Source organism: Flavobacterium sp. NPDC079362 (assembly GCF_050267765.1).
GTDB classification, from domain to species: domain Bacteria; phylum Bacteroidota; class Bacteroidia; order Flavobacteriales; family Flavobacteriaceae; genus Flavobacterium; species Flavobacterium azizsancarii.
Genome location: NZ_JBNNFM010000020.1, coordinates 37,355 through 59,894 on the forward strand (window position 1 = coordinate 37,355; position 22,540 = coordinate 59,894).

General features: G+C 33.9%; 25 protein-coding genes. 24 read left to right on the plus strand and 1 reads right to left on the minus strand.

All coding sequences use genetic code 11. The features are described from left to right. Window positions 1-165: 165 nt before the first annotated feature. From ACQKCJ_RS16370 to ACQKCJ_RS16405, 8 genes are all read left to right on the plus strand, one after another. Window positions 166-357, plus strand: coding sequence for a hypothetical protein (locus ACQKCJ_RS16370; protein WP_427402438.1), 192 nt, complete (start codon window positions 166-168; stop codon window positions 355-357). A gap of 370 nt (window positions 358-727) precedes the next feature. Further along, window positions 728-3,874 carry a hypothetical protein gene (locus ACQKCJ_RS16375; protein WP_427402439.1) on the plus strand — a complete coding sequence of 1,049 codons (3,147 nt, stop codon included), beginning with the start codon at window positions 728-730 and terminating at the stop codon, window positions 3,872-3,874. A 469-nt stretch (window positions 3,875-4,343) separates the two neighbouring features. Next, entirely contained in the window at window positions 4,344-4,538 is a 195-nt protein-coding gene (locus ACQKCJ_RS16380) for a hypothetical protein (RefSeq protein WP_271336236.1), read from the plus strand. Window positions 4,539-4,563: 25 nt separating this feature from the next. Further along, window positions 4,564-5,034 carry a hypothetical protein gene (locus ACQKCJ_RS16385; protein ID WP_427402440.1) on the plus strand — a complete coding sequence of 157 codons (471 nt, stop codon included), beginning with the start codon at window positions 4,564-4,566 and terminating at the stop codon, window positions 5,032-5,034. Between the two features lie 20 nt (window positions 5,035-5,054). Next, window positions 5,055-5,612, plus strand: a complete 558-nt coding sequence (locus tag ACQKCJ_RS16390; protein WP_427402441.1) for a DUF6046 domain-containing protein — start codon at window positions 5,055-5,057, stop codon at window positions 5,610-5,612. Continuing rightward, window positions 5,605-6,906 carry a hypothetical protein gene (locus tag ACQKCJ_RS16395; protein WP_427402442.1) on the plus strand — a complete coding sequence of 434 codons (1,302 nt, stop codon included), beginning with the start codon at window positions 5,605-5,607 and terminating at the stop codon, window positions 6,904-6,906. The genes ACQKCJ_RS16390 and ACQKCJ_RS16395 overlap by 8 nt, the downstream gene beginning before the upstream one ends. A 9-nt stretch (window positions 6,907-6,915) precedes the next feature. Continuing rightward, on the plus strand, window positions 6,916-7,923 hold the full coding sequence (locus ACQKCJ_RS16400) for a hypothetical protein (RefSeq protein WP_271336240.1): 1,008 nt from the start codon (window positions 6,916-6,918) through the stop codon (window positions 7,921-7,923). A 7-nt stretch (window positions 7,924-7,930) separates the two neighbouring features. Beyond that, a complete protein-coding gene (locus ACQKCJ_RS16405; protein WP_427402443.1) occupies window positions 7,931-8,146 on the plus strand; it encodes a hypothetical protein in 216 nt (71 codons plus the stop codon). A 118-nt stretch (window positions 8,147-8,264) separates the two neighbouring features. Here ACQKCJ_RS16405 and ACQKCJ_RS16410 read toward each other — a convergent pair whose 3' ends face one another. Continuing rightward, on the minus strand, window positions 8,265-9,065 hold the full coding sequence (locus ACQKCJ_RS16410; protein WP_271336242.1) for an XRE family transcriptional regulator: 801 nt from the start codon (window positions 9,063-9,065) through the stop codon (window positions 8,265-8,267). A 281-nt stretch (window positions 9,066-9,346) separates the two neighbouring features. Between ACQKCJ_RS16410 and ACQKCJ_RS16415 the strand changes: the two genes are divergently transcribed. The 16 genes from ACQKCJ_RS16415 (at window position 9,347) to ACQKCJ_RS16490 (ending at window position 22,537) form a co-directional block, all read left to right on the plus strand. Then, window positions 9,347-9,922, plus strand: a complete 576-nt coding sequence (locus tag ACQKCJ_RS16415) for a hypothetical protein (RefSeq protein ID WP_427402444.1) — start codon at window positions 9,347-9,349, stop codon at window positions 9,920-9,922. 100 nt (window positions 9,923-10,022) lie between these two features. Then, window positions 10,023-10,202 (plus strand): hypothetical protein, encoded by a 180-nt coding sequence (locus ACQKCJ_RS16420; protein WP_065450601.1) that lies wholly within the window; start codon window positions 10,023-10,025, stop codon window positions 10,200-10,202. Window positions 10,203-10,508: 306 nt separating this feature from the next. Continuing rightward, window positions 10,509-11,684 (plus strand): DUF2586 domain-containing protein, encoded by a 1,176-nt coding sequence (locus tag ACQKCJ_RS16425; RefSeq protein ID WP_427402445.1) that lies wholly within the window; start codon window positions 10,509-10,511, stop codon window positions 11,682-11,684. A 139-nt stretch (window positions 11,685-11,823) separates the two neighbouring features. Next, window positions 11,824-12,249: a hypothetical protein gene (locus tag ACQKCJ_RS16430; protein ID WP_035684757.1), complete on the plus strand. Its 426-nt coding sequence runs from the start codon at window positions 11,824-11,826 to the stop codon at window positions 12,247-12,249. 423 nt (window positions 12,250-12,672) lie between these two features. Then, a complete protein-coding gene (locus tag ACQKCJ_RS16435; protein ID WP_271336246.1) occupies window positions 12,673-13,017 on the plus strand; it encodes a hypothetical protein in 345 nt (114 codons plus the stop codon). 37 nt (window positions 13,018-13,054) lie between these two features. Beyond that, a complete protein-coding gene (locus ACQKCJ_RS16440) occupies window positions 13,055-15,367 on the plus strand; it encodes a hypothetical protein (protein ID WP_427402446.1) in 2,313 nt (770 codons plus the stop codon). A 2-nt stretch (window positions 15,368-15,369) separates the two neighbouring features. After that, window positions 15,370-15,828 carry a hypothetical protein gene (locus tag ACQKCJ_RS16445; protein ID WP_271336248.1) on the plus strand — a complete coding sequence of 153 codons (459 nt, stop codon included), beginning with the start codon at window positions 15,370-15,372 and terminating at the stop codon, window positions 15,826-15,828. Window positions 15,829-16,213: 385 nt separating this feature from the next. After that, a complete protein-coding gene (locus ACQKCJ_RS16450; protein ID WP_427402447.1) occupies window positions 16,214-16,696 on the plus strand; it encodes a M15 family metallopeptidase in 483 nt (160 codons plus the stop codon). Between the two features lie 4 nt (window positions 16,697-16,700). Further along, a complete protein-coding gene (locus ACQKCJ_RS16455; RefSeq protein WP_271336250.1) occupies window positions 16,701-17,171 on the plus strand; it encodes a hypothetical protein in 471 nt (156 codons plus the stop codon). A 4-nt stretch (window positions 17,172-17,175) separates the two neighbouring features. Further along, complete coding sequence (locus ACQKCJ_RS16460; RefSeq protein WP_271336251.1) at window positions 17,176-17,508, plus strand: hypothetical protein; 333 nt, start codon at window positions 17,176-17,178, stop codon at window positions 17,506-17,508. Window positions 17,509-17,733: 225 nt separating this feature from the next. Further along, window positions 17,734-18,021, plus strand: a complete 288-nt coding sequence (locus ACQKCJ_RS16465) for a hypothetical protein (RefSeq protein ID WP_427402448.1) — start codon at window positions 17,734-17,736, stop codon at window positions 18,019-18,021. Beyond that, complete coding sequence (locus ACQKCJ_RS16470; protein ID WP_271336253.1) at window positions 18,008-18,310, plus strand: hypothetical protein; 303 nt, start codon at window positions 18,008-18,010, stop codon at window positions 18,308-18,310. Before ACQKCJ_RS16465 ends, ACQKCJ_RS16470 begins: the two co-directional genes overlap by 14 nt. Window positions 18,311-18,503: 193 nt before the next feature. Continuing rightward, a complete protein-coding gene (locus ACQKCJ_RS16475; protein WP_271336254.1) occupies window positions 18,504-19,589 on the plus strand; it encodes a hypothetical protein in 1,086 nt (361 codons plus the stop codon). Window positions 19,590-19,604: 15 nt separating this feature from the next. Continuing rightward, entirely contained in the window at window positions 19,605-20,261 is a 657-nt protein-coding gene (locus ACQKCJ_RS16480; protein WP_427402449.1) for a hypothetical protein, read from the plus strand. 77 nt (window positions 20,262-20,338) lie between these two features. Continuing rightward, window positions 20,339-21,964 (plus strand): fibronectin type III domain-containing protein, encoded by a 1,626-nt coding sequence (locus ACQKCJ_RS16485; RefSeq protein WP_427402450.1) that lies wholly within the window; start codon window positions 20,339-20,341, stop codon window positions 21,962-21,964. A gap of 105 nt (window positions 21,965-22,069) precedes the next feature. Next, complete coding sequence (locus tag ACQKCJ_RS16490) at window positions 22,070-22,537, plus strand: phage holin family protein (protein ID WP_271336257.1); 468 nt, start codon at window positions 22,070-22,072, stop codon at window positions 22,535-22,537. Window positions 22,538-22,540: the final 3 nt, after the last annotated feature.

The window sequence follows — 22,540 nt, forward strand, 5'->3', positions numbered from 1 at the left end:
ATTTTACAGCAGACTTTTACATAACATATTTCATCTTCGTTATGCTCGGTATTATACTTATCTTGAGAATACAAGCTTTGAATAGAGATAAATTATCAGATAGTACTCCTATCAAATTCAGCTACGACTAAATACTTATAATAAAAACAACCTCAAATTAATCATATGAATAAATCAAAAATCACCGTAATCATTAGTCTTTTAATTGTTTTAACTGGCTTAGTTGATACAAAATTCGATCTTTTGCAAGATGCAGGATTATCATTAGTAAACATTAACCGAATCAAATTGTTGGGGCTGTTTTTATCAGCGGCATTACCAAGTATTACTTCTTTATTTTCGACCGAAGAAAGGTAGAAAAGTCAAATGGCAGGAATAAAAAAATGTTTTAACAAGCAGCAATAATACTTTGCCTTTATTTTAAAATGAAACATCCAGGATAAAAAGAAAAAATAAAATCTTTGATAATTCCTGGGTGTTTTCTTAACGACTTAAAATCGTTATTTTTTTCTAATGAAACTACAGAAAGCACTCATCTCATTTTTCTTTTTTATGGGGCTTTCCATACTACTTTTACACGCTCATAAACCGAATAACCGTGTTCATCTAAACACGTCAATTCGCAAATTTTCAGGATGTTTTATAAGAACATCCTCCTCTCCTACTTAGAGAAAATGATTCTGCCTGAATTAAACATTAATAGCAATAAATAACAAACACAAAAAACATGGCTTTACAAACATTAAATACCATAAAACAATGGTTCAGAACGGGTTTAAAACCAACACAAACTCAATTTTGGGATACCTGGGATTCCTTTCGACATAAATTTGATAAAATCCCTGTAAAAGAGGTCGACGGGCTTGACGAATTGCTCTTATCTAAAGCTGACAAAACAATTTTAGACCAGCACATCGCCGATAAAAACGCTCATGCACCACAAGTAAATACGGACTGGAACAGCGAATCGGGCTTTAGCCAATTACTTAACAAACCTGAATTTAGAACTATTAATGGGGAAACTATTCTTGGAACTGGGGATATAATTATTGAAGCTGGCGGAGATATTCCAACATTACAACAGGTATTAGATACAGATAATAAAGCAAATAAAGGGATTATATTAACAAGCGGATCAAATACTGCTCAGATAAATCCAAATTATATATTTTTAGATAACAACAATGCTACAATACAATTATCTACCGCATTAGACCGTAATTCATCTAATGAGACAATAGAATCAGGTGAGATCATTTTAGGATCTGCAAATGCTGCAACACTTCAAAGACAAGGAGACGCGTGTATTAGACGTAATCCTAATTCAAAAGGAACTACTGTATTTAAACTTAAGGAAACTAATGACGAAGAAGTCTATACCTTAGCCACGACAGACGATTTTAAAACCATTAACGGAGAATCTATTCTTGGAGAAGGTAATTTAGACATCGAACCTCAAGGTCTAAAATCCGTTTTAGATGCAGATCCTACTGCTTCTTATGGCCAAAGTAAAGCAACCCTGATGGGCGATTACGGTACTTCGAAATATAATGAGATTATCGTTTCTGATGAAACCGAAAAAACAGCTATCTATCAATTAAAAAATCAATTATCATTTGATCATACTGTATTAGATTCTAATGACATAGGCAATATAACGCTTTCAGAAGGCAATGTTATATTAACCAGGGATAAATCGAATAATCAGACTGTTATTGACATATCTGATCCTGTTGCTAATACTCAACTAAGATTTCCGGCAAAATCAGAAGAAGGCAAAACATACACGATAGCTACTACAGAAGATTTTAAAACTATCAATGGAGAATCTATTCTTGGAGAAGGAGATATCCTGATCAGCGGAGGTGCCGGAGACATCCCAACTCTGCAAGAAGTATTAGATAAAGACAGAAATGCTACAAATACAAGTATAAATCTCTTATCAGAGGACGAAGAATCGCAAACAACAGTACATGAGGGAGGTCTAAATATTTCGGCCAAAGCAGAAACCGGTTTTCTTATTACCGATATTAATAAACTGGGGGTTTCAGTAAGTAAAGACGAAGGAACTACTTTCGCAAATATATCAGCTGATGAATTATCATTAAATAAAAATCTATCCGGAAATCCGGTTAAGCAAGGCATTGTATTAAATGAGGAGAGTTCCGGAGCCTGTACAATCAAACTGCCTCTTACTTCAGATGGGAATGTAAAAACTTTGGCAACAACAGAAGATTTTAAAACAATCAATGGAGAAACGATAGTTGGAGAAGGAGATATTACGATAGAAGGCGGAGGAAATCAGAACTTACAAAGCGTTGTTGATTTTGGTGGCAGAGTAAGTAAAGAAGGTTTCAACTTCCTCGATATATTAGAAGGGAGTTCCTATGACAGACATATTTGGGGCTCTGTAAACAATGGAAATAATCAGGGAAGTAGTTTTGCTATCTGGAACAATCAATCTTATTTTACAAATACATCAGGAAATGTAGATGGTCGAGTTGGTGTTTATGAAGGTAAGGCACAAATGACGAGAACCAGGTCAGGTGGCGGGAGTTCACATACGGTTACTATGGAATTTGATGCCGTGAATCCAACTTATGACGCAACAGTACTCATACCTGTACCTAAAACTTGGGGAACTTACCGATTAACTTTAGCAGATGATTTTAAAACAATCAATGGAGAATCGATAGTTGGTACAGGTGATATGGCAATAGGCGGAACTAGCCCAGATGCAACCACTACAGTAAAAGGCGTTGTAAAACTTACCGGAGATTTAGGAGGTACGGCAGATTTACCTACTACTCCTACAGCTTTACACAAAACGGGTAACGAAAGTTGGACAGGCCAAAAAAGTGCAGCGAATAGCGATGGTAGCCCCGCAACAGTTTTACAACTTATAAATAATTTTAGTACTAATACTAATGGTACTACTTTTGATTTAAAATCTATATCTGGATCTAATTCTATATTGATGGGTTTAGATTTACAAAGTTCAGTAGGCGGAAAAGGATTATTGATTAAAAACACAACAGCTAGTACAGTTGTTCCTATAACGGTTCAAAATAACCTTACAGACGTTTTTACAGTAGGCAAATTAGGAGATATAACAGGAAAATCTTTTATTAAAACAGGAGGTACAGCATCGCAATTTTTAAAAGCTGATGGATCTGTAGATTCAAATGTTTATACTAATGACGCAAATGTAATTCATAAAACGGGTGATGAATCTAAAAGCGGATTTTTAACACTTAATACAGGTTTAAAATTGGATAGTTCTTTTATATCCTGGCTTGGAAGCCCCTCGAAACCAACAGGTTCAGGATCTGCAACTATAACTGCCATAGGAAATGATATAGCTATAGCGTCTGGATCATCTTCACGACAATTTGCGACATTTAAAACTGATCTACTTAGTACGGCGCAAACTTATAGTTTCCCAAATAATAGTGGAGTAATAGCTTTGTTATCAGATATACCTACAAACGCCCCGGCCGGAACTTCAGGAAGTTATACCGCAACAGTCTCAGAAATAACTAATGTATCTATAAACGGGATAGGCAGAATGTCCAATTATATAAAAGTAGGAAATGTAGTTTCTGTTCAGGCTAACGTTAATTTGAACATCACTACGAGCTCTACATTATCGAGATTTAGAATATCATTACCTATAAATATTGCAGGCTCTGCAACTAATTTCTATTGCGGCCAAGGTACCGTATTCACTACTACCGCCGGAACTGCGGCATACCCGTGTCAGGTATATTTAAATGGAGGTACTGAAGCTATTGTACAATTTAACTCCGAAATAGGAACGGGGCCGAGAGATGTATCTTTCAATTTTCAGTACGATATAACAAAGTCCAATTAGACAATACTTTATCTCAAGACACCAACTAAAAAATTAGCTAATATTCAAAAATAAACTCTAATTAATTTTTAAACCCACACCCAAAATCGTCTGAGAATATTTATCTCTAATGATTTTGGGTGTTTTTTGTCTGCGAATAGCGGAGTGTAAAACTTATTCGAAAAATGTAGTCATAGAATTATTTTTTCAGAGAATAACAATTCTCCAAAATAGTCTAATTAAAAACCACAATCAATTATATCACAGAATATTAACACTATTTACATTCTACTGAAACTACTGAAAACGACAGCTCAATTTTTCGTTTTTCACCCACTTCTGCCCTATTTTTACATACTCTAATAACCACTATTAGCATCCCAAAACAGACATAATAATGCACTTTATTTTCATTTTTTTTTGAGAATGGATACCTCATCTGTAGACAATACCTTCAATAATCATATTAACCATTAAACATTCACCCATCATGGATTATACACCAAGAGACTTAGGAGAAACGCCTAAAACACCAGACATGAGCAATTTCAAAAATCCCTTGGGACAAACCACAGAGGGAAACATTTTTATAGAAAGTTTTAACATCACGCCTCTAAGCGTATCCGAAAAAAATGAGAGTCTCACCGAAGTCCTAAAAAAAGAAAGCAGAGACAGCAACATTTAATCTCACAATCTCTAAAACCATAAAAATGCCAGACCAAACAACACTGCAAAAACTAAAAGAAAAATACGGTACAGTATTAAAGCTGACCTCTGATGATCAAATAATTACTGCTTATTGCAAAAAGCCAACTTTCACTACATTTCTTAATTATCAAAATAAATACAAGGACAATCCCCATGAAGCAATTCTGTTTTTATTTCAGGAATGTGTCCTGGATACAGAAAATTACGATGATGAATTCATGCTTTCGGCAGGAAATTCTATTGTCGCCATGATCAAAAACGATAGTGAATTCTTCATCGATACAACACCGCAAAAAGACGAGTTCAAAAAATCAGCAGCACTTATTCGGTATGCTTTTCATGTCGATCCTTATCAATTAGCAATGGATGAGTTTTATAAACTGCTTGAAGAAGCTTTGTGGTTACAAAAACACAAAGAGAAAAGAATGGAAAACACATTCATGACCGCCTTTGCCCAAACATTTTCAAATTAAAAACAAAAAAATAAATCATTATGAAATTCAATTTTAATGTAAACGAAATTTTAGCCACCAAAGAAACCGAATATACAGGCATTAACTACAACGAATCAGAATCGAAAGATTTTATTATCGATAAAACCGGAGGCGAATTTAACCTGAGAGTCTTCGCTCCTTTGGTTTTTGAGCCATTGGTAAAAAAAGACCTTAATTTACCCAGTTTACGAATAGATGCTGTTACTGTCAACCTAAACCGTTCGAAAGTCATCAAAAAAGAAGGAATCGAAGGACGTGATTCAACCATCAAGGAACATATTACAAATGGTGATTTTAGTATTTCTATAGACGGACTAATCGCGAATGAAACCGGAGATGAATACCCAAAAGAAAAGCTTTTTTTACTGAAACAATTCCTGAATGCCCCTTATGCTCTAAGAGTAACGCATGCCATCTTAAACCGATTTGGTATTTACGAATTAGTGATCGACTCCTACGCTATCCCTTCGATTTCAGGAACAAAAAACATTCAAAAATTTACGGCCAGTGCTACATCAGATGAAACCGTTGAACTAATAATCAGAGACAATGCTTAACCTAAATGCCAAAATCAGAGTCTACGAAACGGTACGACTCATCCCCACTCCTAAATATTATGAATTTACTTATGTCAAAAATGTAGACATCAGCAGTTCGTACAAATCCCTTACGGATACGGCGACTATTGTAATGCCGCAAAAAGTATATACCGATACTAAAGGATTTGATCAAAACTTATTTGCCAACGCCAGCGGAGAAGAAAAATCAATTTACGATTTTTTTAAACTCGAAAATTTTATCGAAATATTTTTAGGCTATGATGGCGATTACAAACCGGCTTTCAGAGGTTATATCACAGGAGTACAAACTGATATCCATGCTGTCATTACCTGCGAGGATGCGATGTATGCGTTTAAAAAAGTAAAAGCCGTAAAAGACGATGATGTTCAGGATAAAAAGGATATTTTGAATATTGTAGCAACCAACCCTACAACAAATATTGAAAGCTTTAATCCTAAAACTTTCTTCGAAAAAAGAATCAAAGAACTAAAACTACCTTTTAAAGTAAATGCGCTTGACGAAGAATTGGGGAATGTCATGATTAACAGAAACCAAAGTTTAGCTCAGGTTTTCGAGATGCTTAAAGACAAAGGAATTTATACGTATTTTAAAACCGAAAACCTGGCTCCTGTACTTACAATTACGAATAACCCACAGCAGCATACTACAGCCGAATTAGCCAGCTTTATTGATCGAAATTTCATTAAAAGTCCGTTAGCGGGAGCATTGGTCAAAAAACTAATCAACCAAGGACTTAGTCTTTTAAGTGCACAGTTCAATAAAATAGCGCAATCTGTTTCGGGAGGTTTTCTGGGAAAAGTACGTTTTAGATTTCGTTACAATATTATCGAAGATAAACTAGTCGCGGTAAATGAAACGACAAAGAATACCCGTACCAGAGTAGAAAAATACTTTAAAAATTCGAATACGCCAATTTATATCGAATTAGGTGATCCGAATGGGCAATTAGTCAAAACCCATGTATTGCATAATGACAACGATGATTTGCCTAATGATCCTGCGGCTTTCAAAAAAGCAACAACAGAAGTTGCTGCAGCATTGTACCAATATGCCGCTTCAAGGGCCATGCAATCGAAACCAAGCGGATTTGAAGGCTATTTCCTAACTTTTGGTGAACCATTCGTAAGACCTACAGACAAGGTAATTTTGGAAAACGCCAAGGACAAAGAAAAAAACGGCACTTTTCAGGTCGAAAAAGTAGAACGAAGTTATGGCGAAAACGGCTATAGGCAAAAGATTTATATAGGACGAAGAGTAGAAACAGTATAAAAACACAAAATGGGAAATATAACAGATTTAATAAAAGATGTCGCTGGTAAAAATCAAATTATTGAGACTTTTGCTGCAAAAGTCATCGAAATAAACACAGAAACAGCATCGCTCCATAATCCTGAAGATGCTTATACCGTAAACATCATGCGCGCTGATGGTGCCATACTTAAAAACGTACGATTGAAAGCTTCAATCCTCGATGCAGAACAAGGAATTATTATTATTCCTAAAAAAGACAGTTGGGTTTTGGCTACCATTATAGATGGAGTCGAAACGAGAGCGTTTGTTTCGCAATTTTCTGAAATTGAACGTTCTTTTATTCGATTCAAGAATGATGAAAATCAATATCTGGAAATCAATACTGAAGTAGATAAATTCCAAATGTTATTCAAACAATCCAGCGAAAATAATGCATCATCAACTGCAAAGCCTACTTACAAAAATATTGCTCAAATAGAATTTAGCGGCAAAAAAGATTCAAATATTACCACGTCTTTCTATGATGAAAATGGTAAAGAAATTGCTAAGAACATCTTTAATGGAAATCAGCAGCAAACTATTTTAAGTACTGTTAATGGTGAAGATATTAAAGAGCGTTTAAATTTCTCCCTTTCTTCTGGAGAAAATTCAAAGGCAGCAATACAATTTTTAGATAAAGAAGGTACTGAAAAACAAAAAATAACATTTGACGAATTACAGACCGAAATTAATCTCAATAAAGGAAATACCATCTTTAATTTAAAAGATAAAGAAGCAAAAGTCATCATTAAAGACGGTTTTGAAGCTTTAATTTCAGATACCAAAACTTCATTTATTAAGGGTAAATTAACTTTAGAAATGGATGATAAATTTAAAATTAATGCCGAAGGAAAAAATTTACTCACCGAGCTAAATGGGCTGATTGATGAAATAGTTAAAATTACCGTTCCCACACCAGTTGGTCCTTCAGGTCCTCCAATCAATTCTACTCAGCTTACAGGAATAAAAGAAAAATTAGCACAACTATTAAAATAAAATAACAATGGCTTTAAATAAATCAGGTTTAGAAGGATCAATAAAAGCTCTTTTAAAAGAGGAAAAAGAAAAAACAGATAACGCGTCGTCTATCGATAACCTTGCAGCAAAAGTAGCAACTGCAATCGAGGCGTTTGTCAAATCAGGAACCGTAACCACCACAGTAACTACAACAGGTTCTGCATCAGCCCAAACCGGAACGGGAACCGGAAGCATTTCTTAAAAGTTCTCGTTTTAAAATGAAAAAGCACCTATTACGTTTCAACGTAAGAGATGCTTTTTTTTATTTTAAAAAATCTCAAAGTCTAATATTTCAAAGTCTCATTTTATTTAGAAAAATATTAGTTTAATTTTTTTCTCAAAGTCTCTTCCATTTCATAAAATTTACTTTCGAGATCGTGAATCTTTTCATAGATATTAATAGGATCGGGCATTTGCTTAGAAGCATACATGCTTGCGTACCAAACTTCCAGAATATCCTCGGCATAAATAGAATACATTGGGTAATTTCCGTCTCTGTTGTCGGATTTCAGGATTAATTTTCCACTTTCCCTGATTCGGTTTAAAACCCTTTTTACTACTACTCCATCATTCTTACTGATAATAACATAAATTCTTCCGTCAAGGATATCATCAAAATTATCGACGTATTTCCCAAAAAGGTAATCGCCGTCATGAATGGTTGTCGACATCGAGTTTCCTTTTATTTCAAAACATCTGTAGGTACCGTTTTTTAACATTGGCATACTGAATGACGGAAGACTTTCCATATATTCCGGATCAGAATAACCGTCTAAATAACCTGCTCTTGCTTTTACTCCGACAAAATTAATATTCTCCTCCCCGTCTTCATTTACCGTTATAATCTTAGGTAGATTCAGCCCCACTTCGCCAGTTGTTTTATTGGCGAAAATTTCATCACTATTTCCAAAAAAATAGTCCGGGTTTACATTACAATGCGTAATGATACTTTGCAGCAAATCAAAACCTGGCTTTGTCCTTTTTCTTTCTCCGTCAGACTGCAATCTTCCAATAGTGATACTATCTATTGTAGTACTGGTTACTCCTATTAACTTCGCAAATGAGTTATTATTTAACTTCAGCTCGTCTATAATACGTTTTATCTTAGTATGTATTTCCATGTTGTTGCATTTGTTTTAATTATGTAATATGTTTTAAATAATAATACACATTCCACTATATGTTGCAAAACTAAAAAATATATCATAAATAATAGCATTCTTTTCTATTTATTTTACGTAACAGCTGAACATAAAGACATTTAAAGCCTTTTTCTTACTGTATTACTCTAATAGTCAATATAAAAAACTAAATCATATTACTGAAATTACTGCATTTTTCATCGTAATATGTTGCACAAACTAAAACATATGTTGTATATTTGTCAAAAATAATCCACCATATGATTCTAAAAGATTTTTATACCGAAAAAAAGAACGCAATCGAAATAGAGTTCACTTCTAATGCACCAATAGTTCAACTTTATAGTGATGCCATTTTTAAAGATGCTATTGAAACACCGGTAGTAATGTTTAAATATGATACCGTAGACTGGGAAACATCTTCTGAAAAAAACTACAAAGCAGATGTATCATTTTGTCTGTATCTAATATTACCTGTAGCAACTATTTCTTCTACAAGTTATGCAAATGCGTTTGATATTGCCCAGCGAATAGACAAAGCAGTATTGTCTAAAAGCAACAGTAATGCTGCTATAGATACTAACTCAACGTTTAAGATAAGAGAAAAACAATGTACAAACGAACACACGTACTGGAACAAAAATGATTTTTTTATTTGGGAGATCACGTACAAAACCACCTTAATAGAAAATATCTTAAAAAAGAAATACATCCTTTTTAATAATGGTTTAAGTAATGAAAAACTGGAGGAATTAGGATATGACTTAGAATCTGGAATAATTGGAATAAACCCTAATCAGGTCGAAGGAAATATTGATTTAAAAACCACTACTTAATCTCAATAAGCAATCAAATAAAATTACATGGCATAAAAATACCGCAGCACACGAAGCCAAATCATAAATAAAATCAACCTATCTTTTTAAAACCCAAAACATGAAGAGAAGCAGAACACTATTAGACAAAAGGAGAGAGTATGTGATCAACTATCTAAATAGAAATCAAGCTAAACAAATGAAAGTTGTAGTATCTGAACTTTCGGATACTTTGTTCCTCACAGAGCGTACTATCTACACCATTATAAACGAAGGACTCGCTACAGAGGCCAGAGCTTAAAGCACTGAAACTACTGGTTTTGACGATTAAAAAAATTGGAAAAAGCAACCTTGAGCCTTAAATTTGTACTCGATATCAAAAGCAAGTTTATCTCCTGGCCAAGAACAGGATCCAATTGAAAAACCGGTTTTTATACCACGTCCAAAAATACCCTTTCTACTTTTTGGATTCCCGATTACGAATATCATTTTTAACATAATAAATAGCTGATTCATAACAAATTCAACAACTTGTTACGGCCCTTCTTTTGCCTTTTTTCGGGCAAAAAACAAGAACAAATTTTCAACACTTAAAACAATTTATATTATGAGTACATTAAACGATGTAGTGATTACCAAACTATCAGGCGGATTAGGAAGAAGAAGTCCGGAGCAGGACATGGTTTCAGGATTACTTTTTGATGAACCTACCGGGATTTTGCCTGAATTAAAATTAGAATTAGAATCTGACACAGTAAAACGTTTAGCATCATTAGAAGATGCCGAAGCCTTAGGTATTACAGAACAATATGATGTAAGTGGTCAGTCTGTTTACTATCAAATTCAGCAATTTTTCAGAATGAATCCTTCCGGTGATTTATATATTATGAAAACTGCTGCCACTTCTTATGAGGACATTGTTGCTAAAGCAATGGACATGCAGGAAAAAGCAAACGGAAATATTCGTCAAATGGCCATTATCTATTCCGGAGCAACCACATTTGCACAAACTCAAGCTGCAGTTTTAGCAGCGCAAACTCAAGCTGATCTTGCTTATGCAGATTATATGCCTTTTGAAATTATTTTAGAAGGAAAAGGTTTTACTGTTGATGCAGCTTCTTTAGCCGGATCAGATTCTGAAAACGTATCTGTAGTTGTGGCTATGGATTTGGAAAAAGCAAGTAAATACAAAAATTCAGCAGCAGTTGGATTAGCATTAGGTGCCATTTCTAAAGCAAAAGTATCTGAAAACATTGCCTGGATCGAAAAATTCAATCTAACTGGTGAAGGTTTTGCCAAAGCTGGTTTTGTAGGCGGAAAAGAAATTAAGGATCTTGGCACTTTAAGAGAATTAAACGAAAAAAGATTCATTTTTACAAAAACGCACACTGGTTTACCTGGTCTTTATTTTAACGACAGCCACACCTGTACTCTTGGAACTTTAGACTTTGCTTATGTCGAAAACAACCGTACAATCAATAAAGCTACTCGTTTATTACGTACCGCTTTATTGCCAAAATTGGCTTCTCCGGTTTTAGTAGATATTGATGGTAAACTGCCTCAATCTGTTTCAAAAAGCTTTGAAGGTTTATGCAGATCTGCTTTAGAAGGAATGGTAGGCAATCAGGAAGTTTCTGATTTTGATGTTTATGTTGATCCAAAACAAAACATTTTAGCCACTTCAGAATTAAAAGTAAAAGCTGAAATTACTCCAATTGGAACTGCCCGTAAAATTATGGTTGATTTAGGATTTAAAAATCCATTCGGAATCGATAAAGCATAATTTATACGATTTCTTATCATTCATTAACAACAAAAATTCACCACTACTATCACGATAATTGAGTTACTCTAAAAAACAATTAATCAAAATGATAGCTCCCGAGCGTTATCGGGATTATAAAAAACAAATCAAGATACATATGAATAAATTACCCTTAATTAACGGACAACAACACAGCTGGTCATCTATTGAAGTAAGTATTGCAGGTAATATCGTTACCGGAATTACAGCTGTAAACTATAGCGACTCAGTTTCTAAAGAAAACCATTACGGAGCCGGAGATATGCCGGTACACAGAGGTAGAGGAAAATACGAGGCAAAAGCTTCAATTACTTTATACAATTACGAAGTAGAAGCTATTTTAGCCGCTTTACCAAAAGGACAAAGATTGCAGGACATCAATCCGTTCAGCATCATTGTAAGTTACCTGGACGACAGTAACGAAGTAATCACACACACTGTTAGAAACTGCGAATTCAACTCAAACAGCAGAGGAATTAGTCAGGGAGATACTAAAATTGCGGTATCTTTTGACTTGATCTGTTCTCATGTTGAATGGAATTAATCATCCCGATAAATTCCTAACATTATAATACCCTTCCCTGTCTTTAAAACCGACTAAAAAGAGAAAACCAATATCAATTGCGTTATGCAAAAAAGGAGTTCAAAGAACATGCTTTTTGCCAGCAAACTTATTCTATAAGCTCTTTATTAGTCCGCTTTAAGCAGGGCATCTTCTTCAAGAGGCTGCCTCGAGATTATTCAACCCCAAAACAATAACTCAGGCAGTCTCTTTTTTTTTAAAATCTGCATCTCTTAATAATTCAATTTCTATTAAAAATAAAACGTCAATCAGCAATTATAGCTGAATATGACATTTATGCATGTGTCCGCTAATTCTTTGTTATTGCAATAGAATAAACGCAAAAGACACCACTCAATCCGATACCAATTTACCCTATCATAAAAACAATAAAAGAATTTTAAAATGGAAACAGAAAACTCAAAAAACATCGACGTTCTTGACGGAAACATCACTCAGGCGCAACTCAACCAATGGAAATACAAACATAAAAAAGTAGTAAAACTGACCATTGCAGATGACGACAAAACGACTTTGTTTGCCTATTTTAAAAAACCGGATATGAGCATTCGTTCTGCCGTATTGCAAGCTTCTAAAATGGACGAGTTTAAAGCTCTCGAAGTATTATTCAAAAACTGTTATTTGGGCGGCGATGCCAAAATAGAACAAGAAGACGATTTACGTCTCAATATTACCACAGCATTCTCAGATCATATCCAGCCGAAACCTGTTAAAGTAGAAATACTGTAACAACACCTTTTTTGCCCTTTCCTAAAAAACTATCCCAATGATTATTAAAAACCATACAATAGAACTAAAAGATACCAGTGCTTCTGAAATGGCCAGGTTTAGGCAAATTATGCTGGGTATTTGGCGTCAGCAGATTGAGGATGATAAAAATACTGACGAGATGATTAAGTATGCTAGCACTTCTAACATAAATAACAGCACTAATTTGGTTTCGTTATCAAAAATTATAGAAAGCATTAAAAATAAAATTGGAGAAGTTCATGAGCACATGTTTTTTCATGATTTAGTTGATATTCCAAACAGTATTCCTGATGGTTTCGAAGAGTTCACTTATGATGATAGTCAGGGAAATGTAAAACAAGCTGGAATTCTTTTAAAATCGAATCAGTTTAAGGGGATAAATTTGATAGCAAATACTTTTCAGGCATTTATTGAAATCGGAAGTGAACAAACCGATTTTATACTAACTATTTTCAATAATGATTTAACTCAAACCGCATTCAAATTTACCGTTCATGATTTTGATCTTTTTATGGCCCTTTTTAAGTCTTTAGGAATTAAATATAGCGATACTGGTAACAAAGCTGTCATTGATTTATATATTAAAAAAATAAAAGACGCTAAAAATGATCCTAACCAACTAGACGTCATCTATCAATCATATCCTAAAATTTTATTTGGAAAAATGGACGATTCGGATTTATACAAACATCTGGATCTTATTTTAAATGATATGTATTTACTTGGAGGGTCGGTTGGTACAAATGAAGACAAAGCTGTTTTACAAATTCTTTACGCAATAAAAGACAGGCAAAGTTTGTATATAATTCTTAGAGACTCAGACTTGTTATGCAATATATACAGAAAGCTACAAGGTGATGAACTCCAAGATCTACTTCGATTTGTAACTCATTTAGTTGCTGAATTTGACAATTCAAAACCAACAGATACTGTGTATTTTGACAACAGTTATTATTTATTTAGAGATACGCATATAAAAACTGCTTGGTCAGGAAATAACATTTTGATCGATAATTGTAAAAAAACGGATAAGACTGAAACAATTGGAAAAGCTAGAGCTTCGATAAGTGCAAAAGATCTTGATAGAATAAACCCTCCAGGAGTCTACGAAGTACCCGTTTTTGAGCATTATATTGAATGGAAACCATTTAATCCATTAGCAAAATTAAACTTTGGTACAAAACTGGGAGATTTGGGCGATCAAATAGGCGACGAAAATACGTTTGTTATTGCCTTAAAGCTTCATAATATGGCTACTAAACAATCAAACTGGGATTTGTTTAATATTGCCACAGATTTATTGAGTTTATTATCTGCGGTTGGTGCATTGCGTATTGTTTTGGCAAAAGGAGCACCTATGACAGCGAGAGCACTTGCAGGAATTGTTTTAGCAAAAGACGCTACTCATTATGCTATGTTAAGTAATGGTACTTTAGAAAAATGGCATAAAAATGGTTATGGTTGGCTAGCCAATCTCTGGATCGCTTTTAGTGTAACAGCAGATCTTGCTTCTTTTGGATTACCTAATTTATCAAAAATGGCAAAGGAAGGAAATGCAGCGGCTGAATTGGCAGAAACAGCAAAAGATGCGAAAGAAACAAGAAAGGTTATTGAGGAAGCAAACAAAATTGTTGAAGTTCAAACAGGAAAAGATGTTTCAAAGATGACTGAGAAACAGTTTGAAAAATTTGTAAAACAAACAATGATCGATAATCGTAAAATAATTACTTTAGCGGATATAAATCAGTTAGGAATTGCAAATAAAATTCAACTAGTTGACGAATCAGGCGAAAACGTAGCTTATATTACTCGAAATATGCGATATGGCGCTAAAAAAGGAATTACTTACGAGTTTAACGCTCTAAGAGAAGCTGGAACGATTAAAAAAGGTAGTAAAACTGACCTAAAGTGCGAAATGAAATTACTAGATAGCGAATCTGCAAAAAAATATGATTTGACTGTAAAACAAAATGAAGAAATTTTATATCTTGATTTTAATATTCCACCAAAAATTAATGAGCAATATAGCGGTTTAGGACAAATAATTTTTGATGACGCACATACTTTTATGAAAAACAGCAAAAAAGTACCTGAAATAAGCGGTATGTTTGGTGTTTGGATTAAATATCCCGCATATTATGCACATTACGGTGGAGAATCTATTAATCTTAAAAAGTTTTTGAAAGCCATAGATAGTGGAATGGATGAAAAGAAAGCTGCTTTTGAAACTATTACTGGAGGATGGGCGAAAGATAACGGATATACCAAGGTTGAATTTCAAAAAGAATGGTCAAGAGAAGAGGTCATTGTTAAATTTTTAAAAGAATAAAAATGGGAAATCATTTATACGAAAACGGAGATTGGATATTTATTAGTAATTCAACTATTAAAGAAAAAACTAATAGGGATTTCTATCCTGTTGATTTAGAATCTAAAAACAGAAAATGGGGAAGTAATGAAAACCTAGATTTAAAATACTCTATTATTTTAGATGTATTAAAAGAAGTAATTCCAGAAAAAGCTAGCAAAAAGGGAATAATGGATGTCGAATTATCAATGGAAGAAGTTTCAGGAATAAAGACAGTCTTTGAACGTGAAATAAATCACTTATTATCTATCAGAAAACTTGCAAAAGATGGATATAATATTTTAGTCTTCGATAAAGAAATTAAAGTTGACACAAGGAATCAAGCTCCAACAGATGGTCGCTTAGTAGCTTTTAATGACATCTATTTAATTGCGAAAGAATGTCTGGATGAAAACAAACCTATGTTTTTAAGTATTGATTAAATTCAATTGCAAAAATATAATTTATTACAAACCCGTTTTTCAATTCAAGAAAAACGGTTTTTTTTTGTCATCTATTTGTTTCAAGTGACAAAACAAAGCTACAAAAAGCAAAACATCTTCTACTGAAACTACTGACTTACAACTCCATATTATTTTTCAAACACGCTATTTCGGCGTATTTTTACAGTGTTATTAAAACGTGTTTCACCTCTTAAATGTGATCACAAAAAAGGAACTTTTCAAGCTTTATTTACAAGTTTTTCTTAACCGTAAATAAATCCTTAAACACAAATAATCTTATTGCAGCATAAAAATCCTGATTGTCGTTAAACTATCAGGAAAGGCTTTTTATTCTCAAAATTTGAAATCTTTAATACACACAAATATGGATCAAACAACAAAAAAACACATCGATTTACTGCATCCTTCTGTCAGGGAAGAAGTGACTAAAATCATCGAAGAATGCGATCTGGCATTAATCGGACGCGCAAAAGTACATATTACGCAAAGTCTCAGAAATTTTCAGGAACAGGAAGACCTTTATGCTTTTGGCAGAACGAAACCCGGAAAAAAAGTAACTAATGCAAAAGGCGGACAATCTATTCACAATTATGGCTTTGCGATAGACATTTGTCTGATTATAGATGGTAAAACAGCTTCCTGGGATACGGCAAAAGACTGGGATGGTGACCAAATTTCGGACTGGCAGGAATGTGTCGAAATTTTCAAGAAACACAATTGGAACTGGGGCGGAGACTGGAAAACCTTTAAAGATCTTCCGCACTTTGATAAAAAAGGATACAGCGACTGGAAAGTGCTCAGTAAACTAAAACGTGACAGAAAAAACTATGTAATCTTATACAAATAATCAGATGAAACATTTAAAATTAAGACACCTCACTTTTCTAATTGCCGTTTCTTTTGTAATTACTTCCTGTACCTCAACCAAAACAGCCCTTTTCGATCATTATTCTTATCAAAAAACAACAGAGATAAAGGTAGAAACTTCGAAATTAATGAGTCAGGCAAGTACGCCTTACACTTCAAATAAAGAAGCAATTGAAGTTTTATTTCTGAACATTGAAAAATTGACCGAATATGAAAAAAGTAAACCCAATAACGAAATCACTTTTGCGATGTGGAAAATCCTAAACGACAAAGAAAAAAATCTTTTGGCAGGTTTCTTCCAACGGTGGAAAACGAAAGAAGTTTTATCTCCAACCTTTATAGAGGAATCCAAAAAACAGGTTTTAGAGGCTGTGGATTTGCTGATTCAATACGAAATTAAAAAAGACAAAGAATCAAAAGATGCCCTTTGGGATTTAATCAACAGCAATACTTAAAACTATGAACAATGATCTATTAATAGAAGAACTAAAAGACAAACTGAAAGTTATTATAACCAAAAGTTATAAAGAGAATAAAACCGAATTAGAAAAGGATTTAAACGCATTTTTAGAAACCTCCAAAGAAAAACTGGAACGCTGGATGTTTCTTTTTTCTATAGGGGATTTAACCGAAGAAGAATTAGAATGGCTTCTAAAAAGCCAATTGGATTTGGTGACATTGCAAGCACTTCAAACTACCGGAATTTCAAAAATAAAACTCAATACGCTTAAAAATAATATTATAAAAATGATTTTTAAAGTGATTACAGAAATGATTATCCCAATCGCATGAAAACATTATTTTTAATTCAAAAAAAAGAATAATAAATTTCTAAAAATCAGACAATTAAACACAAACAACAACTTACTGAAACTACTGATTAGGAACCTCAAAAATCTTGGTTAAAGGCAAATCGCGGTGTATTTTTACAGTATCAAATAAAATAGCATCTTTTTGATATGGCGCGCAGATTCAAAAAGAAGTATTCATTAATAAAACAACAAATAATAACGGTATATGAAAGATTTTATCATAGATGAAGACTTGTTAATTACAGATGGAGATTTCGCCCTGAAAGAGGCAGATCAGCAAAACATAGAACATCTATTGTTAAGCCAGAAAGGAAGTTATAAAGAGTTTCCGATTCTGGGAGTAGGAATCAAAAAATACATCAACAGTCCGGATGCAACCTCCAGGCTAAGACTAGAAAACGAAATAGACAAACAATTATCGTATGACAACTTTTTTGTAAAAACATTAGATGTCAACGATTTACAAAACATTAAAATCGATGGAAACTATTAAACCACAGGAAAACCAAAACATTTTTGACATCTCTTTGCAGGAATACGGAAGTATAGAGAAAGTATTCGACCTTTTAGAAGACAATAATCAATTTAACCTTACTGATGATATTTCTGTTTATGAAGATTTAAAAATTGGCAGGGAAGCTTTTAAAAAGGATATTGTCGAATATTACAATGCCCGAAATTTAAAACCTGCCACTTCTATTACAGACGAGGAACAGTATTTACTGGATAATTTCTCCGGAATTGACTATATGATTATCGAAGATGATTTTATCATTTATTAATTCATAACTTCAATGTTGATTGCTGGAAACGTTGGCTATCAATAGGCAGATTTTCGGATACATTTAAACCTCTGCTTTTAGAAATCTCTAAAGAAAACTACACTTCTGTAGTATTTACAAAAAAAACATAAAAAATTATCTATAAGCATATTACACATGTCTTACAGGCTAAACTATATCTAAAAATTAAAATATGGCACGTACAATTGCTGAAATACAGAACGAAATTCTGGATGAGAAAAAGAAACAATCCTCTTTAAACGGCTTAACAGACTCAAAAGCTGCGATTTGGAAACTCTGGATCAACATCGTCGCTACCGCGATCTGGATACACGAAAAAATAGTCGAAAAAAACGCCCTGATTTCAAGGCCTCACACCTTAAACTGGTATCGCGAACAGGCTTTGAATTTTCATTACGGGATGCCTTTAGATCCGGATTCGAACAACAGAATATCGCTGATTTGGAAAGAAGGTGCTTATCAATTTGACACCGCAGAACTCACCGACACCGAAATTGAGGCTGCTAAAATAATCAAACATTGTGCGGTAAGCGAAATTGACTTGGAAACGGTATTAAAACCCAAGGAAGAAATAGGAGATATAAAAGAAATTTTTTCGGATTATTTCCATAATAAAGTTGGTGTTGTTTTTATAAAAGTCGCCACTGTAAAAGACGATAAAATTTCTAGAATTGATGTTCCTAACGAACTTTATGCTTTTAAGGAATATATCGCTAAAATAAAAGATGCAGGAAATCAGGTATATATTACTTCTGACCAGGGAGATAATCTAAAAATGACTTTGAATGTTTACATAGATCCTCTAACTATTTATATTCATCCCAAAGACATTGGATACTATCAGTTAAAAAGTATCAGCAGGGATTTAACTGAAGAAGAAAAAAACAAATTAAAGCAATACGAAGAAGCGTTCCTAGAAAACCCACTAGATCCGGCAAACGGTTCCTTAATCTTAAACAATACAATATTTCCGATAACTGATGCTGTCAATGATCATTTGAAAAATATTGAGTTTAATGGCGCTTTTGTCAAAACCTATCTGGTTGACGCTATTCAGAAAGCATCAGGAGTTAAGATTCCGATATTGAAAAAGGTTGAAACCACCTGGGCAAAAAATCCTAATGACCAACAAAATCCGGAATATAAAGATGCTACCAATATCGAATATTTTATTCCGAATTCAGGTTATTTTGATATGGATACGCTTCAGGTTGAGCTCAACTACATTCCCTACACATTCTTCAGAGATAAACAATAGTCTAATATATATACAATGAATAAATACACCGTTTTAAAATGGGAAAAGCTGTTATTGTGGCTCATCCCTCCTATTCTTAGAAAAAAAACTCATATTGACTGGCTCGATGTTTTGCTGACACCCATTCATACCATTTATGAAGAAACACTCTATAAAATGCAGCATACCGGACAGATTATTTATCTGGAAAAAGTACTGAACGAGACTTATAACCCAACTAAAAACTACAATCCTAATTTAAGTACAGAACAAAAACGATTAGAAGAGTTGATTTATATCGACGAATCCGTAAAACCTACTATACAATACGTACATCTGCACAAAGAGTATCACGAACCCGCTACTCGTTTACCAAATGGTACTTTAACAGAAGGCGCTTTGATGATTCCGCAATTGAAAGTTTTTACGCATAATGAATATAAAAACAGGAACAATAAACCTCCTTATCTCGCACATCGTGAAGACTATACAACAATATCATATGCCAATTTCAGAGTATTTATTCCGGAAAGTTTAATAACCAACAAAACGATAGTGATTGAGCCAAATGAAAATCAATCAGCACCAACTGAAGCTATTAAAGTAGCCAATGTAGAATACAGCAATCTGCTTAACTTCTATAAACTGGCCGGTAAAAGTTATGAAAGCTACTCCTATTCACTGAAAAATTAAAAATAAAAGCTGAGATATAAAAAACTCAGCATTGAAACAGCAGTATAAAAACAACAGCCTTTTAAATTAATAAAAAAATGAAACAAATAAATTTTAGTCATCCAGGAGGATTTCCTCTGGAGCAAGAAACTTTAGAAAGACTTCAAACCGCTTACAGAGCTGAATTATTCGGAGCTTTGAAAGCACATTTAAGTATTGAAATTGATAAAAACTATATCATAGCTCCGGCAACTAATGCTACAAAAGGCTGGGCCATTATCCAGCAAGACGAAAATAATTTAAAAAATCCTCCGGCAGTTTTACCAGAAACAACAGCGGTTTTATACCCTATTCAAAAAGGAGCTCCAACCGGATTTTTAAAAACCACCAGAAAAGGTACCAATTTAGTGTACGGAACCGGAGTATCTCAAACTGCTTATTTTGATTATGAAGCGGAGTACATTAGCCCCGAAGAGTATGCAAATCGCCCGGACACTTCTCATAATGACAATCTGTTAACCGTTTATTATTATGATTTAAGACCTTTTAAAATTGTTAAGGATCTCAAAACGATTGAACTGATTATTCAGACAATTGAGGAAAACATCAATTCAATTAAGACTAATATTTCTGCAATAGAAACTAACATTGACGCAGTTGAGGCCGACATTAAAAATTATTTACCCCTTAATGGCTCAAAGGCTATGAAAGGCGATCTGGATTTAGACATTTATAAATTATCAAAATTAGACACTAACGAAGCCGCTGTAGCCAATGTAAGAGCGATTGACTTTAGATTAGGTTCAGCAAGTAAAAGAGGATTAAGACATCCTGCAGATCCGTTAGGAAGAGCTTTGGTAGATAATAGTACCGCATCTAGTACAGGTCTTACTCTAAATTATGGTTCAGATTGGGAAAATACCAATATTGGAGGAAAAGTATATTTAGAGAATGTAAAATCATCAGATTCTATAGGTTCCTTACTAGTATTAGACAAAGCCAATCAGATTATTAAAAGCGACACACTAATTGAGTCGCTAATTGATCGCATCATAAAATTAGAAAAAAAACCTGCAACGGCTGTACCTTTGGGTGTGATTGCTCTTTGGGGAAAAGCTGCACCATTTCCGGAGGGTTGGGAAGAATATGTGCCCTTAAGAGGAAGAATGCCTGTTGGTCTGGATATCTCACAATTCGAGTTTAGTATTATGGAAGCCATGGGAGGAGCTAAACGCAAACAACTTGCTATTGAGGAAATTCCTGCCCATACCCATACCTATGAAAAAGCAATTACAGGGCGTGGTTATCAAACTAGATCTGATGATAATCCGTTAGGAACAACCACTTCAGAAACTTCTGGCAGTGCTGGTGGAGGACAAGCTTTTTCTATATTAAACCCTTACAGAATAGTTCAGTTTATCGAATATACAGGACGCCCGGTTGATACAACAGCTCCAGTAAACGCTCCAAATTTAAGAGTTGCAGACGTTGGAAGAACATTTGTAGCCTTACAATGGTCTCCATCATTTGATGAAAGAGGCATTGCTAATTACTTGATATACAAAGATAATATTTTGGCTGCCACAGTAGCTGATGTAACTTCTTATGCTATTGGTGGTTTATCAAGGTCCAGAACGTATAATTTTTATGTTGTTGCTATGGATGCAGCAGGAAACAAAGGTCCAGTCAGTAATACTGTATCAGCAAAAACTAATTTGCTGTAATAGCCAAAAGGACCAATATAAAATAACTATAATACTCTTTTGGGGCTTAAAAACCCCAAAAGATTACTTATAAAGACCTCGAATTTATAAAAACACAATCCTACCATGCAAAAAATTTCAGAATATTCAAACGAAATTAAATTATTGCTTTATGGAATTTTTATTTACTTAGAAATGGATGTCGGAATTGTCAAAGTATTATTTTACCTCATGGTTATGGATACTTTTTTAGGTATTATCAAAACCATTGTATTGAACAACGCCTTTAGCTTCAAAAAACTAGCCCTGGGATTTGTTTCCAAGTTAGCTGTATTGCTGATACCAACTGCTCTGGCATTGATGAGCATAGGACTTAATTACAACTTTAAATGGTTTGTAACCATCGTAATGGACTTGCTTATTGTAAGTGATGGAATTTCTATCATCAGCAATATTATTGCCATAAAGACAAAAAAAGAAGTAGAAAATTTCGACGCAATGACATTAATTCTCAAGTCGGTAAGAAATCGCCTGATCCAACTTTTCAAAAGACTTCTGATCACAATCGATCCAAAATATCACATCGAAAAATAGAAC

Excerpts from the sequence above, each read along its gene's own strand:
- ACQKCJ_RS16370 (WP_427402438.1), top strand. The coding sequence starts at position 166 with ATGAATAAATCAAAAATCACCGTAATCATTAGTCTTTTAATTGTTTTA.
- ACQKCJ_RS16375 (WP_427402439.1), top strand. The coding sequence starts at position 728 with ATGGCTTTACAAACATTAAATACCATAAAACAATGGTTCAGAACGGGT.
- ACQKCJ_RS16380 (WP_271336236.1), top strand. The coding sequence starts at position 4,344 with ATGGATTATACACCAAGAGACTTAGGAGAAACGCCTAAAACACCAGAC.
- ACQKCJ_RS16385 (WP_427402440.1), top strand. The coding sequence starts at position 4,564 with ATGCCAGACCAAACAACACTGCAAAAACTAAAAGAAAAATACGGTACA.
- ACQKCJ_RS16390 (WP_427402441.1), top strand. The coding sequence starts at position 5,055 with ATGAAATTCAATTTTAATGTAAACGAAATTTTAGCCACCAAAGAAACC.
- ACQKCJ_RS16395 (WP_427402442.1), top strand. The coding sequence starts at position 5,605 with ATGCTTAACCTAAATGCCAAAATCAGAGTCTACGAAACGGTACGACTC.
- ACQKCJ_RS16400 (WP_271336240.1), top strand. The coding sequence starts at position 6,916 with ATGGGAAATATAACAGATTTAATAAAAGATGTCGCTGGTAAAAATCAA.
- ACQKCJ_RS16405 (WP_427402443.1), top strand. The coding sequence starts at position 7,931 with ATGGCTTTAAATAAATCAGGTTTAGAAGGATCAATAAAAGCTCTTTTA.
- ACQKCJ_RS16410 (WP_271336242.1), bottom strand. The coding sequence starts at position 9,065 with ATGGAAATACATACTAAGATAAAACGTATTATAGACGAGCTGAAGTTA.
- ACQKCJ_RS16415 (WP_427402444.1), top strand. The coding sequence starts at position 9,347 with ATGATTCTAAAAGATTTTTATACCGAAAAAAAGAACGCAATCGAAATA.
- ACQKCJ_RS16420 (WP_065450601.1), top strand. The coding sequence starts at position 10,023 with ATGAAGAGAAGCAGAACACTATTAGACAAAAGGAGAGAGTATGTGATC.
- ACQKCJ_RS16425 (WP_427402445.1), top strand. The coding sequence starts at position 10,509 with ATGAGTACATTAAACGATGTAGTGATTACCAAACTATCAGGCGGATTA.
- ACQKCJ_RS16430 (WP_035684757.1), top strand. The coding sequence starts at position 11,824 with ATGAATAAATTACCCTTAATTAACGGACAACAACACAGCTGGTCATCT.
- ACQKCJ_RS16435 (WP_271336246.1), top strand. The coding sequence starts at position 12,673 with ATGGAAACAGAAAACTCAAAAAACATCGACGTTCTTGACGGAAACATC.
- ACQKCJ_RS16440 (WP_427402446.1), top strand. The coding sequence starts at position 13,055 with ATGATTATTAAAAACCATACAATAGAACTAAAAGATACCAGTGCTTCT.
- ACQKCJ_RS16445 (WP_271336248.1), top strand. The coding sequence starts at position 15,370 with ATGGGAAATCATTTATACGAAAACGGAGATTGGATATTTATTAGTAAT.
- ACQKCJ_RS16450 (WP_427402447.1), top strand. The coding sequence starts at position 16,214 with ATGGATCAAACAACAAAAAAACACATCGATTTACTGCATCCTTCTGTC.
- ACQKCJ_RS16455 (WP_271336250.1), top strand. The coding sequence starts at position 16,701 with ATGAAACATTTAAAATTAAGACACCTCACTTTTCTAATTGCCGTTTCT.
- ACQKCJ_RS16460 (WP_271336251.1), top strand. The coding sequence starts at position 17,176 with ATGAACAATGATCTATTAATAGAAGAACTAAAAGACAAACTGAAAGTT.
- ACQKCJ_RS16465 (WP_427402448.1), top strand. The coding sequence starts at position 17,734 with ATGAAAGATTTTATCATAGATGAAGACTTGTTAATTACAGATGGAGAT.
- ACQKCJ_RS16470 (WP_271336253.1), top strand. The coding sequence starts at position 18,008 with ATGGAAACTATTAAACCACAGGAAAACCAAAACATTTTTGACATCTCT.
- ACQKCJ_RS16475 (WP_271336254.1), top strand. The coding sequence starts at position 18,504 with ATGGCACGTACAATTGCTGAAATACAGAACGAAATTCTGGATGAGAAA.
- ACQKCJ_RS16480 (WP_427402449.1), top strand. The coding sequence starts at position 19,605 with ATGAATAAATACACCGTTTTAAAATGGGAAAAGCTGTTATTGTGGCTC.
- ACQKCJ_RS16485 (WP_427402450.1), top strand. The coding sequence starts at position 20,339 with ATGAAACAAATAAATTTTAGTCATCCAGGAGGATTTCCTCTGGAGCAA.
- ACQKCJ_RS16490 (WP_271336257.1), top strand. The coding sequence starts at position 22,070 with ATGCAAAAAATTTCAGAATATTCAAACGAAATTAAATTATTGCTTTAT.